Genomic DNA, 12,549 nt, shown 5'->3' with positions numbered 1-12,549 from the left:
AAGGCTCGTTGCAGTCATCCGAGTCGGCACGTCTGTTCAGATGCAGGGGTTGGCCCGACCCCACGGACGGGCGCGGCGCCTCACCGCGCCGTACCGGGACGCCGTCGTCGGCGGGGCGACACGTGAGGACGAAGTGTGCACGGCGGCACGGCGAGGATTCCGAGCCGCGAGAAAGACGTTGATGGAGGCGATGCGGGCCACGACGCTCGTCATCCCTCGCTGACGGCAGGCAGGCCCCTGCCCCGTACAGGAGCACGGCCGAGCCGGGTGGTTTCGCAAAACCTGTCAGGGCACCGTTCCATCCTCTACTGGGAACCGCCTTCACCGGCCGCGACGGCGATCGCGGCGCCGGACCGCCGGTTCATGCGGAGCATGCCGACGAGCACCAGGAGCGTCACGACGCTGAGCATCCACCACAGCCCGGCCGGCGCGTGGGTGAGCAGAAGGGCCACGAGCAGGGGCACCACGGCCAGCGACAGACCGACGAGAACCTGGTTGAAGGCCTGGTAGACACCGCGCTCGTGATCCGGTGCCAGAGTCACGAGAAGCACCGAGAGGACCTGCGTGGCAAGGATCTCACCAAGGGTGTAGATCATCACCCCCATGACGAGCAACGGCAGCAGTGCTCCGAACGGGAGTTGTCCTGCCAGCGCGAGCACGACGAGCAGTGCCGCGTGCAGGATGCTGCCCACGGCGATGACGCGCAGCGGGGCACGGCTTCGTGTGCGGCTGCTCACCGGAAGCTGGAACAGCACCATCAGAATCGTGTTCATGGCGAAGAGAAGACCCACGGTCCACGTCGGAGTGTCCAACGTGTCTATCAGATAGACCGGAAGGCCCACCTCGGTGGCGACGATGACGGTGATGAGAAGGAAGTTGACCGTGGCAAGCCGAAGAAAGAGCGGATTGCGCCAGGGACGGCTGCCGGAGAGCGAACTTCCTGAGCCGGAGGACCTGATCGTCGGGAGCGGCAGGTAGAGCAGCGCCGTCAGGGCAAAGCTGGCCGCGTTGAGCAGACCGACGGTGACGAAACCCGCGTGGCTGGAGGTCTGGATCAGAGCCAGCCCGGCCAGCAGGCCGCCGAGACCCATGCCCGCGTTGAATGCCACCTTCGTGAGCGCCAGCCAGTTCCCCAGTTGCCCTTCGGGCGCGATCCCGGCGGCGAGCACCGGCATGGCCACCTGCTCCGCCCGTTGGGCGACCGCCGCGACGAAGGCGAGGACGACGAACGATACGACATCGTGGACGAACAGATAGGCGACGAACACGGCCGCCCTGAGGAGCGTTGCGGCGACCAAGGACGTCCGTGTCCCGTAGCGGTCGACCCACCGGCCGAGGAGGAGTACGGCCGGCAGGGCCAGCAGGGTCGCCACGGTGAGGCCGGCGCCGATGGTGGTGAGCGGGAGATCGGTCACACCCAGGAAGAAGAGCAGCTGATACGGGTAGAAGAAGCCTGTTCCCACCGCGTTCACCAGGGCGGCAGTCCCGAACCACCCAATTCCCGCGCCACGGGGCAGTGAGGCGGTGAAGAGGGTTCGCCCGGGCTTCGAAGGAGCTTGGGGGGTACTGCTGCCAGGGCGTTCCCCAGCGGTCATCGTGGTCTCCTCGGAGTTGCAGCGAGCTCTGGCAGGACGTCAGGCAGGCATGAGTGTGCTGTCCTGTCGCAGGATCGCCTGCGCGAGGGTGCACAGGGTGGGCCAGGGTTCGATGCCGAGTTCGTCGGCCAGAGTGCGCCGCATGCTGTGGAACACCTCCAGCGCGTCGGCCTGGCGGCCCGAGCGGTACAGGGCCAGCATCAGATCGGCGTGCAGGCTCTCACGCAACGGGAATCGGTCGACGAGTTCGTAGAGGTCGGTGATGACTTCCTCGTGGCGTCCGAGCTGAAGCTCCAGGGACACCCGGTACTGCACGGCGGCGATGCGCTCCTCTTCGAGGCGTGTGGCGCGGGCACGGAGCCCGTGATGCGGGATGTCCGCCAGGGCCGGACCGCGCCACAGGTCGTGAACCGACCGCAGCAGCCGCACCGCCTCGTCGAGGTGACCACACCTGTGCATGTCCCGCGCGGCGGCCAGCGTCTCCCGGTGGACCGTCACGTCCGCCGAGCACACTCCCCGCAGAAGCTGGTACCCGGTGAGGCTCGACTGCAGCGTCCGAGGTGGGGCACCGGCGCTGGTGAGGGCGCTGCGCAGCATCCAGATCCCCGTCTGGACCTGGGCCGGTGCGGTCCTCGGCGGATCGTCCTCCCAGATGGCCCTGATCAGCTGCTCCGTGGGCACGGTCTGTCCGAGCGAGAGTGCGAGCGTGGCCAGGATCGCCCGCTGTCGACGCCCTGGAATGCCGACCCGCTCCCTGTGGATCCGCACTTCCAGTGGACCGAGCACGGATATCTGGATTGGCCGGGCAGCACCCTCGTCCCCCTGCACCTTCATGGTCGGCCCTTCGCCATGTGACACGTGTTGAACTCCATCGAGTGGTGCGTGAGAAGTAGACGGAACATGTGAAGGTTGTGTCAATGGACCTCGGCGGCTCACCAGGGATTGGCTGGAATTGCCTCTCCCGCCTTGCGCGGACGGGGAGTTGCACCTCGTGGAACGACCGTGCGCCATGATGGCCGGCCCTCGTGGCGATTGAGTGGAATGCTGACACCGACCGATTGGCTGCCACCCGGCGGTACGACGACGCCATGCCCGGAGAATCCGCGCACGAGCTGCTGTGACCGGGCACGGCGACCGCTGCCGCATCTCGGGTCGGAGCATGCCCGGCCTGTCGTCGGGGCCCACTCTCGGCGAGTGCTCACAGCCCGGCCGACGCCACCCGGGGTGTGACCCGGATACACGCCGAAGGGGACAATGAGCTGATCTTGGACCCCCTGAAGGGAGTCCGGGCTCACGCGGCGCTGTCGGCGTCCTCGGCGAGGATGCGGTGGACGGCGGCGACCGAGTGCCGACCGAGCCGTCGGCGTTCCGGACGAGTTGCAGCGCAGGCTCGGGGTGCCCGACACCATGGTGATCGGCCCAGGTCGGTGATCGGCACCGGGAGCTTCGCCGCGCTCACCCCGGCGCGCACGTGGCCAACTCCGGGACCGCTGCTCGGTCCGGCCGCGACCGCCGTGGTTGCCCACGGCAACGCCGCCCGGTTCGTCGCCCGTTATCCGGCCTCGGGCGGCACCTGCTGTCCACGGCCGCGAACACCTAGGTGATTTCTTGGGCTGCCTGGCCCGCCCTCCCGGTCCCGGGGAGGGCGGGGTTGCGCGTCATGCCCGCAGGAAGGCGAGGACCGCCAGCACCCGCCGGTGTCCCTCGGTGTCCACCGGCAGGTCCAGCTTGTTGAAGATGTTGCCGATGTGCTTGCTGACAGCCGCCTCGCTGATGTACAGGTGCGCCGCGAGGCTGGCGTTGGAGCGGCCCTCCGCGATCAGCGCGAGCACCTCGCGTTCGCGGGCGCTCAGCCGCTCCAGCGGATCCTGGCGCAGCCGGACCAACTGGTGGATCACTTCCGGGTCCACGACCGTCCCCCCGGCGGCGACCCGCTCGATCGCGGCCGTGAAGTCGGCCACTGCGCTCACCCGTTCCTTGAGCAGGTAGCCAACCCCGGCCCCGCCGCCCGAGTCCAGCAGGCGCAGCGCGTAGGAGCGCTCCACGTACTGGCTGAGCACGAGCACGGGCAGCCCTGGGAACTCCTCGCGCAGCTTCACCGCGGACCGCAGCCCGTCATCTCTGAGTGACGGTGGCATCCGTACGTCGGTGACGATCAGGCCCGGCCGCTCGGCACGTACCGCCTCGACCAGTGCGTCGGCGTCCCCCACCGCCGCCACCACCTCGTGGCCGACCCGCTCGAGCAGCCCGACCAGGCCCTCGCGCAACAGAACGGCGTCCTCGGCCACGATCAGGCGAAGCGACACGGAACCTCCACATGCAGCAGGGTGGGGCCACCCACCGGGCTCGACACCCGCATCCGGCCGTCGAGCGCCGCGACCCGGTCCGCGAGCCCGGTCACGCCGCTGCCCGCGTCGGGCTCGACGCCGCCGTGGCCGTCGTCCGTGATGTCGAGGATCAACAGATCCGAATGGTAGCGACCGCGTACCTGGGCGCTGGTGGCCCCGCTGTGCTTGGCGATGTTCGTCATGGCCTCGTTGATCAGGTAGTACATCGTCGTCTCGAGTTTCCTGGGCAGCCGCTGGGGCAGCCGCAGGTCCACCGTGACGGGGATCGGGAACCGGCCGGCGTAGTCCTCGATCGCCGCGACCAGTCCGTGATCGGCCAGCACCGGTGGGTTGAGCCCTCGGATCAGGGCCCGCAACTCCCGGTGGGCAATGGAGAGTTGATTCTCGGCCTGGGTCAGCAGCTCGGCCTGCGGGGAGCCCTCGGCGACCTCGAGACGCATAAGACCCAAGGTCATCCCCAGCGACACGAGCCGCTGCTGCGCCCCGTCGTGCAGATCGCGCTCGATGCGCACCCGCTCGGCGTCGAAGGAGTCGAGCAGCCGCGACTGCGAGGCTCGCACCTCGCGCAGCTCCTCCCCGAGCTCCCTGTCGCGTGGGGCGAGGAAGGTGCGCGCCATGGCGGCCCGCGCACCCGCCCACGAGGTCACCGTGTAGGGCGAGGCGAGGAGCACGATCGCCCCGAACACCGCCCAGGGCCAGGTCTGGCCGTCGGCCGAGGCGATGGTCACGGCGGGTACGCCGAAGGAGAACCCGAGCACCAGCACGTCCAGCCACCACAGTGCTGCCGCCGACAGCAGCGTGAACATCAGCTCCCGCCATGTCGCCTGCTCCTTGAGCCGGGTGGCCGCCCAGGCGCGCAGGCCGGGGCCGTCCGGGGCACGGTGCGGGTCGGGCAGATGGTCCAGGTCCACCAGCCGCAGCCGACGGCGCTCCACCGTGGCCACCACGGTGGAGGCCAGCACCATGCCGACCAGGGGCGCGACGCCGATCAGCACGATGAGCAGGGCGACCCCTGCGGCCAGGCCCAAGGCGAAGACCAGGACGGCCGCGGCGCCGACCACGACGCCTCCGGTCAGATAGGCCAGCGACCGCCAGGGCCAGCTCGAGGTCAGGAAGCTCAAAGGACGCTGAGCCATCGCCTGCCAGGCCGTTGTGGGACGCATGGGGTCACCGTAGCCCGGCTGTTCGGGCACCGCGGTAGAGCTGCCTCTACCTCCGAAGTAGAGCGTGGATCAGTGCGTCGCCCGCCCCCTGAGCAGTGGAATCGACGCATGACGACAACGAGGCGAACCCCCGTACAGGACGCGGTCGAACTCGACGGCGTGCGCAAGGTCCACGGCACCGGCCCACGCCGGGTGACCGCACTGGACGGCGTAACCCTCGGCTTTCCCCGCGGCACCTTCACCGCCATCATGGGCCCCTCCGGTTCCGGGAAGTCGACCCTGTTGCAGTGCGCGGCGGGGCTTGAGCAGCCGACCGACGGTCGAATCGTCCTCGCCGGCGTGGACATCGGCTGGCAGAGCGAGAACGAGCGCACCCAGCTCCGCCGTGACCACGTCGGATTCGTCTTCCAGGCATTCAACCTGGTCGAGTCCCTGACGGCCGCGCAGAACGTGGAGCTGCCGTCCCGGTTCGCCGGCCGCAGGGTCAGCCGCGAGCAGGTCGGGAACGCGCTCGCCGCGGTCGGGCTGGCCGAGCGCGCCGGACACCGCCCGAGTGAGCTCTCCGGCGGTCAGCAGCAGCGCGTGGTCCTCGCCCGGGCCCTCCTCACCCGCCCCGACGTCCTCTTCGCGGACGAGCCGACCGGCGCCCTGGACACCGTCACCTCCCGCGAGGTGCTGCGGATGATGCGGATGCTGGTGGACCAGCAGGGCCAGACCACTCTGATGGTCACCCACGACCCGGTGGCCGCGGCCATGGCCGACGTCGTGGTCTTCCTCAAGGACGGCCGGATCGCCGATCACATCCGGCTCAGGCGGGACGCGGGCGGCACCAACACCGCTGCGATCGCCACCCACATGGCCCGGCTGGAGGCGTGATGCTGATCCTCGCGAACGTACGCGAACGCTGGTCCGGATTCCTCGGGGCCTTCATCGCCGTCCTGGTCGGCGTGGCCCTCATCACCACCACTCTGGTCATCTACGACTCCGCCCGCGCCAAGGTCCAGCCGCGGTACGCCGGCACCGCCGCCATGGCCCTGCCCGAGCAGGCCGTCGACGCCGACGGCAGCCCGGAGGACCGCATGCCGTGGAGCAGGGCCGAGGCCGCGGCGCTGATGGCCGGACTCGACGAGGTTCCGGGCGTGGCCGAGACCGTGGTGGACCGCTCCTTCTACGCCCAGGCGATCAAGGGCGGCAAGCCCGTCGGCGACGAGGGCGCCCTGGAGTCCGGACATGGCTGGGGCAGCGCGCAGATGGCGCCCTACAAGCTGATCGCCGGCCGCGCTCCGCGCGGCGAGAGTGAGGCCGTCGTGGACCGCGCCCTGGGCGCTGCCGTGGGCAGTGAACTTACCGTCAACATCACCCAGGGACGCCGGCAGTTCACCGTCGTCGGCACCGTGGACGGCCCCGGCTACTACTTCAGCGAGGCGTTCGCCGCCAAGCAGCAGCCCGGTGTCCGCGCCATCGCCCTGATCGCCGACAAGAAGGCCGACACCGGCGCGATCGTCGAAGCCGCCCAGAAGGTGCTCGGCGACAAGGGCAGCGTGGTCTTCGGCGACGGCCGGGCCGAACTCCAGCCCCAGTACATCGAGCACAAGCGCTTCCTGGGCGTCCAGCTGATCAGTGCCATGGCCGTCCTCGGCCTGTTCACCACCGTGTTCGTGGTCGCCTCCATGCTGGTCCTGGCGACCGGGATGCGCCGCCGCGAGATCGGCCTGCTGCGCGCCATCGGCGCCGCCCCCGCCCAGATCCGCCGCATGATCCTGGGCGAGGCCGCCGTGGTCGGCCTGCTCGGCTCCATCACCGGCTGCGTGGCCGGCGTGGCCGCCACCCCGCTGCTGCGCTCCATCCTCGACGGCCTGGATGTGACCCCGCCGGACCTGGAGGTCACCGTCGCCGCCTGGCCGCTGCTCTCGGCCTCTGCGATCGGTGTCGGGGTCAGCGTGATCGGCACCTGGACCGCCGGCCGCAAGGCCGCCCGGGTCGCACCCGTCGAAGCGCTGCTCGACAGCCACTCCGTCAACAAGGGCATGGACCGCGGACGGTGGATCGCCGGCCTCGCCGTCCTCGCCATCGGCGTGCTGCTCGCCATCGGCACCGCCACCTCCAGCGCCGACAACCGCATCAACATGGCGATCTTCGCCACCATGACGCTCATCGTCGCGGCGGCCCTGCTGACTCCCGTGTTCGTCGGCCCCGTCGGCCGGCTCCTGACCGCTCCGTTCCAACGCGGCAGCTCGGCCGGTCCGGTCCTGATCCGGGCCGAACTGGTCGCCAACCCCCACCGCGCCGCCTCCCTGGTGGCCCCCGTGATCGCCGCCGTCGGTTTCGCGGTCCTGCTCAGCGGCATGGCGGAGACGATGCGGGTGGCCTACCCGGCGGGCGAGGCGCTCAAGGTCTCGGGCCAGACGATCGTCACCCCGGACGCTACCCCCGGCAACACCGACGAGGTGGTCGCCGCCAACCCGGTGGGCAAGGCCGCCCTGCCGACCCGCGCCTTCGTGGTCAGGGATGCCAAGGCGAAGGAAGGCTCCACCGTCCTGGACGTCCTGGGCACTCGGGACTCGAAGTGGAACAAACCGGGTGAGGCCGTACTGGGCGAGCGCACCGCCGAGGACCTGGGCCTGAGGAAGGACCAGAACGTGTCGGTCCGGTTCGCCGACGGCGCCGTCGTCACCCTGCGCGTCGGGGCGGTCCTGCCCGACGACCCGGCCCGCGGTGACTTCGTGGTCGCCCGTGACCTGGTCCGTGCCCACGACCCGGCCGCGCTCACCGACGACATCTTCGTCCCCGGTGATGCCAAAGCCACCGACTCCGTCCCCGGCACCGCGCTGCACGAGGCCGCCGAGTACGCGCTGGCGGACTACAACACCGACGCCAGGCTCACCGACAGCCTCGCCGCCATGCTCATCGTGATCGCCGTCGGCTACAGCGTCATCGCCGTGGCCAACAGCATGGCCATGGCCGCCCACGGCCGGCGCCGCGACTTCGGGGTGATGAAGTCCGCCGGTGGCACCGTCCGCCAGCTGCTGCTGATCTCGGCGGGCGAGACCGCCCTGGTCATCGCCGTCGGCGCCGCCCTCGGTGTGCTGGTGACGCTGGCCCCGCTGGCGGGAATGGCAGCCGGCCTCTCCGAGGCCACCTCGTCCGACGTGAGCCTGCACCTGAACACCGGCGCCATCGCGACCGCCGTCGTCGGCACCCTGCTGGCGGCCGTGGTGGCCGGGATCGCGGTCACCACGAAGACGATGCGGAGGCAGGAGGCGTAAGGACCACGCAGACTGCCACGCCCCAGAGATGAGGGACGGATGGCACAGGACACGCCACCCACCCGCGAAAGGCGTGGGACTGCAGATCACAGGCGGCGGCCCCAGGATTTCCTCGGCGGCCGCCGTCTGCGCACCTGGACCCGGTCGCTCGGCGTGCGGTCCGGTCCGCGGTCGACCGGGCGCCCGGGCCGAGCGCGGAGCGCGTCGAACAAACGCGCCAAGCGCCCCGGACCGCCCGCCGCAGCCACCGCTTGCAGAGCACGGACAGCACCTCTTTCTGTGCTGGTCGGGGCAACAGCCGGGCCAGCACGGGCGCTCCCCGACCCGCCACCACCGAGTGGCTGCCCCCGGCGGTTCACGGGCCGAGCCGGAAAACGCAGTCGCTGTGCGCGGCGCACAGCGGACCGAAGAATTGAAGAAGGAAGGCACCGGACACGGTCAGCGCATCGAGGTACCGGAGGATCGGTCGCTGAAAGCCGGCCCGGACCCTTGTCCCGCAGAACGATTCGTCACCGAGCAGGAAGAGGTGCACCAAGCGCTGGTCCATGACGTGCGGCGAGTCATCGGTCCGGATGCTGCTCGGCGCCGCCACCGGGAATTCTCGCCTTCGAGCTGAGCCATTCCTGCGACTCGGGACCGTACAGGCCACGGCCGTTGCAGCCCTGGCGACTCTCCGACCGGAACACCGCCCGGAATCCGGTTGTAACCGGATTCCCGGCTGCGGCCCGGTGCGGGTTTCCCGGTCGGCGGCCCCTACCGTAAAGCGATGGTCGGTTACCGCAGCCATAGGCCCGATCGACCGAGAAGCTAGAACCTTTCGAAATGGCGCGGTTGACGGTGTGTTGGAGACTCTGGTGGCATGGAGGTGTGCCACGGGGGTGGCCGGAGTTCTTTCTTTGCCCGGAATGCCAGGCACCTTTCATCGGGTGATGCCGGAGCTTCCCAGGAGTCTTCTCGCCTTTCCCCGGTATGCCTCCGACGCGATTGCGGATTCGGTGGCCCCGCAATCGTCACCGATATCGCCTGGTATCCCGAGATCAAGGAATCCACCGTTGCCAACTCAGCCGGCAGTCGAAGAGCTCGTGGCCGAGTACTCGCAGGAGCGGCCCATGCGCCGGCTGTCGTCCCCCGTGGGCACCGCGGTCTCCGCAGTCTGCGCTGCGCTGTCGGTCTTCGCACTCTCCACGGTCTTCTTCCCGCTGGACGAGGGGACCCCGTACTACGTCACCGTTTTCCTTGCCGTGGCGCTGCCTCTGTGCTTCCTCACGCACCGCGGGTCCATACGCATTCCCGCGTTCCGGCTTCCCTGGTGCCGCCCGGCCGGTTCAGCGGGGCCCGGCGCCGGGAAAGGGGACGATCCCGGCTTCGCCGACTGGGCGCTGGCGGCGGTCGCCGTGGTGGTCGGCGGGTACCCGCTCTTCGGGTTCGAGCAGTTCCTCGAGCGGCGGCAACTGCCCACCTCCCTCGACACCGTCATCGGAGTGCTGTTGCTCCTGTTGGTCCTGGAGGCCTGCCGGCGGACGACCGGCTGGGTGCTGCCTGCGTTCTGCGTGGGCTTCCTGCTCTACGCCTACTACGGCGGTCTGCTCCCCTACGACTGGACACTGGCACACGGGGGTCTCGACGCGAGCGCGATCCTCGCCAACCTCTCCATGGGCACCGACGGCTTCTACGGAATGCCGTTGAAGGTGGCGGCCACCTACATCGTGCTGTTCACGGTCTACGGGGCCGTGCTGGACCTCTCCGGGGCGGGCGCCTTCTTCATCAACCTCTCCCTCGCGGCCTTCCGCGGCTCACGCAGTGCGCCGGGGCGCACGGTCACGGCCGCGGGCCTGCTCATGGGCACGGTCTCCGGCTCCGGATCCGCCACAGCAGTCAGCCTGGGCTCGGTCGCGTGGCCACTGCTGCGCCGCGCCGGCTACTCGAAGGAGAAGGCCGGAGGCGTCCTCGCCGCGGCGGGAATCGGTGCCATCCTGTCCCCTCCCACCCTCGGCGCGGCCGCGTTCGTCATCGCCGAGTACCTGAGGGCGAGCTACCTCACCGTCCTGCTCTACGCCACCGTGCCGATGTTCCTCTACTACCTCGGCATTCTGCTGGCCATCGAGATCGACTCCCGGAAGAACCTCACCGGGACGGTGGAGGCACGGCAGCAACACTCGGCGCTGAGACTGCTGGGCAGGTTCGGCTACCACTTCCTCTCTCTTTTTCTCATCATCGGCTTCATGGCGGCCGATCTGCCGCCCTTCAAAGCGGTGGTCTACGCAACGGCCGTCCAGTTCGTGCTCTCGTTCCTCGACCCGGCGCACCGGCTGACCCCGCGACGCCTGTACGAGGCCCTTGCACAGGGCAGCAGGTCGGCGCTCCCAGTGGTGGCCACCTGCGCCGCGGCGGGGATCATCGTCGCCGTCGTCACCCAGACCGGGCTCGGCCTCAACCTCGCATCGCTCATCGTGGATTTCGCAGGGGCCTTCGGCGACAACCCCACGGTGAAACTCACGCTGACGGCGCTGTTCGCCGCTGTGGCGGTCTCCCTCCTCGGGCTCGCCGTGCCGGTGACCGCGTCGTTCATCATCTCCGCCGTGATCGTCGCGCCGGCGATGACCTCCCTGGGCGTCACCGCTCCGGAGGCGTACATGTTCATCTTCTACTACGCCGTGCTCTCCGAGGTCACCCCGCCCACGGCGCTGGCCGCCGCGGCGGCCGCAGCCATCACCGGCGGCAGCCCGTTGCGGACGATGAACGAGACCTGGAAGTACTGCCTGCCCGCGTTCCTGATCCCGTTCGCCTTCGTACTCACCGACAACGGCTCACATCTGCTGGGCCAGGGGACGATCGTGGAGATCGCCGGGGTCGCCTTCCTCTCGGCTCTTGCGGTCGCCGCGCTGGCAGCCGCCACCGGAGGCTGGATGCTCGGCCCCAGCACCCCCGCCGAACGCATCCTGTGCGCCACCGCCGCCGTGTTCCTTCTCTACCTCGTACCCCTTTCCCTGGTCGTCGGCTCGGCACTGCTGGCCATCGCGTTCGGCATCCACGCGGTGCGTCGCGGCAGGGCACCGAGCACGCCGGGCCGCCGACCTTCCCTGACGAAGTACCTCTGACGAAAGGCAGTTTCACCCGATGAAGCACGTACATCTGCGCGCCCTGGGCATGGTCGCAGCGGCGGTCGCCCTGGCCCTCACCGCCACCGGCTGCGGTGGCAAGCAGCAACAGGGGGGCAAGGGCACCGAGGGTGGGCGGATCACGATCGCGACCGGCAACACCACCGGGGTCTACTACCAACTCGGGGGCGGCCTGGCCGAACTGATCTCGGACGACATCGAGGGCTACCGGGCGACTGCCACCGCCACCGGCGGCTCGGTGCAGAATGTCCAGGGCATCGTCGCCGGCGACTACGACCTCGGCTTCTCACTGCTCGACAGCGCCGACGACGCCGTACGGGGCAAGGAAGGGTTCACCGAGCCGCAGCCCGTGGAGGCTCTGGCCCGGCTCTACCCGAACTACACCCAGGTGCTCGTCCGGGCCGACTCCGGCATCACATCCGTAGCGGACATGAAGGGCAGGCGGATCTCGACCGGAGCCCCCGCCTCCGGCACCGAGGTGATCGCCAAGAGGCTGCTGGATGCGGCAGGTCTCGACATCGCCAGGGATGTGAAGGCGCAGCATCTGGGACTGCCCGAGACCGTGGACGCCATGAAGGACGGGACCGTGGACGCCCTCTTCTGGTCCGGGGGCCTGCCCACGGCGGGCATCACCGACCTCACCACGACACTGGGCAGCGAGGTGCGCTTCCTCGACATCACCCCGCTGCTGCCGGCGCTGCGCAAGGAGTACGGCACGGTCTACGAGAAGGACGTCATTCCCGCCTCGGCATACAAGCAGCCGGCCGATGTGCCGACCGTGGCCGTTCCCAATGTGCTGCTGGTGAAGAAGGGCTTCGATCCCGACCTGGCGGGGAGAATCGTCGGTGTGCTCTTCGACCGACAGGCGGAGTTGGAGAAGGTGAACGCGGCGGCCGAGGAGAACTCCATCTCCGTCGCCTCCAAGACCGCCCCGGTACCACTGAACTCCGGTGCGATGAAGGCCATATCGGCAAGGGTCGGCACGACCTGACCCAGTCCCTCCCCGGTGGCGCGGGGCCCTCGGGCCGCCCCGCGCCACCGTTTCCGTACCGTTGGCC

At 69.7% G+C, this 12,549-nt stretch carries 9 protein-coding genes; 4 read left to right on the top strand and 5 right to left on the bottom strand.

Going from position 1 to position 12,549, the window contains the following annotated elements; genetic code table 11:
- Nucleotides 1-305: 305 nt before the first annotated feature.
- The 4 genes from AC068D_RS17800 to AC068D_RS17785 form a co-directional block, all read right to left on the bottom strand.
- Nucleotides 306-1,595 (bottom strand): MFS transporter, encoded by a 1,290-nt coding sequence (locus tag AC068D_RS17800; RefSeq protein WP_478823954.1) that lies wholly within the window; start codon nt 1,593-1,595, stop codon nt 306-308.
- 39 nt (nt 1,596-1,634) lie between these two features.
- A complete protein-coding gene (locus AC068D_RS17795; protein WP_478823953.1) occupies nt 1,635-2,429 on the bottom strand; it encodes an AfsR/SARP family transcriptional regulator in 795 nt (264 codons plus the stop codon).
- A gap of 824 nt (nt 2,430-3,253) precedes the next feature.
- Entirely contained in the window at nt 3,254-3,886 is a 633-nt protein-coding gene (locus tag AC068D_RS17790; RefSeq protein WP_478824219.1) for a response regulator, read from the bottom strand.
- Nucleotides 3,886-5,106: a sensor histidine kinase gene (locus tag AC068D_RS17785; RefSeq protein WP_478823952.1), complete on the bottom strand. Its 1,221-nt coding sequence runs from the start codon at nt 5,104-5,106 to the stop codon at nt 3,886-3,888. The genes AC068D_RS17790 and AC068D_RS17785 overlap by 1 nt, the downstream gene beginning before the upstream one ends.
- 108 nt (nt 5,107-5,214) lie before the next feature.
- Between AC068D_RS17785 and AC068D_RS17780 the strand changes: the two genes are divergently transcribed.
- Together AC068D_RS17780 and AC068D_RS17775 are read left to right on the top strand one after the other, a co-directional pair.
- The gene (locus tag AC068D_RS17780) at nt 5,215-5,982 is read left to right on the top strand and encodes an ABC transporter ATP-binding protein (RefSeq protein ID WP_478823951.1); all 768 of its coding nucleotides are present in this window, start codon (nt 5,215-5,217) and stop codon (nt 5,980-5,982) included.
- A complete protein-coding gene (locus AC068D_RS17775; RefSeq protein WP_478823950.1) occupies nt 5,982-8,372 on the top strand; it encodes an ABC transporter permease in 2,391 nt (796 codons plus the stop codon). Before AC068D_RS17780 ends, AC068D_RS17775 begins: the two co-directional genes overlap by 1 nt.
- Before the next feature lie 355 nt (nt 8,373-8,727).
- Here AC068D_RS17775 and AC068D_RS17770 read toward each other — a convergent pair whose 3' ends face one another.
- Nucleotides 8,728-8,964: a hypothetical protein gene (locus tag AC068D_RS17770; RefSeq protein WP_478823949.1), complete on the bottom strand. Its 237-nt coding sequence runs from the start codon at nt 8,962-8,964 to the stop codon at nt 8,728-8,730.
- A 460-nt stretch (nt 8,965-9,424) separates the two neighbouring features.
- Between AC068D_RS17770 and AC068D_RS17765 the strand changes: the two genes are divergently transcribed.
- Nucleotides 9,425-11,470, top strand: coding sequence for a TRAP transporter permease (locus AC068D_RS17765; RefSeq protein WP_478823948.1), 2,046 nt, complete (start codon nt 9,425-9,427; stop codon nt 11,468-11,470).
- A gap of 19 nt (nt 11,471-11,489) precedes the next feature.
- Nucleotides 11,490-12,482: a TAXI family TRAP transporter solute-binding subunit gene (locus tag AC068D_RS17760; protein ID WP_478823947.1), complete on the top strand. Its 993-nt coding sequence runs from the start codon at nt 11,490-11,492 to the stop codon at nt 12,480-12,482.
- The last annotated feature ends 67 nt before the right edge of the window (nt 12,483-12,549 follow it).

This window comes from Streptomyces sp. NPDC043861 (assembly GCF_056435905.1).
Note: the sequence above shows the minus strand (reverse complement) of the source record. Positions and strands in the feature narration are given on the sequence as shown.

Coding starts and splice junctions, on each gene's coding strand:
- AC068D_RS17800 (WP_478823954.1), bottom strand. CDS start 1,595: ATGACCGCTGGGGAACGCCCTGGCAGCAGTACCCCCCAAGCTCCTTCG.
- AC068D_RS17795 (WP_478823953.1), bottom strand. CDS start 2,429: ATGAAGGTGCAGGGGGACGAGGGTGCTGCCCGGCCAATCCAGATATCC.
- AC068D_RS17785 (WP_478823952.1), bottom strand. CDS start 5,106: ATGCGTCCCACAACGGCCTGGCAGGCGATGGCTCAGCGTCCTTTGAGC.
- AC068D_RS17780 (WP_478823951.1), top strand. CDS start 5,215: ATGACGACAACGAGGCGAACCCCCGTACAGGACGCGGTCGAACTCGAC.
- AC068D_RS17775 (WP_478823950.1), top strand. CDS start 5,982: ATGCTGATCCTCGCGAACGTACGCGAACGCTGGTCCGGATTCCTCGGG.
- AC068D_RS17760 (WP_478823947.1), top strand. CDS start 11,490: ATGAAGCACGTACATCTGCGCGCCCTGGGCATGGTCGCAGCGGCGGTC.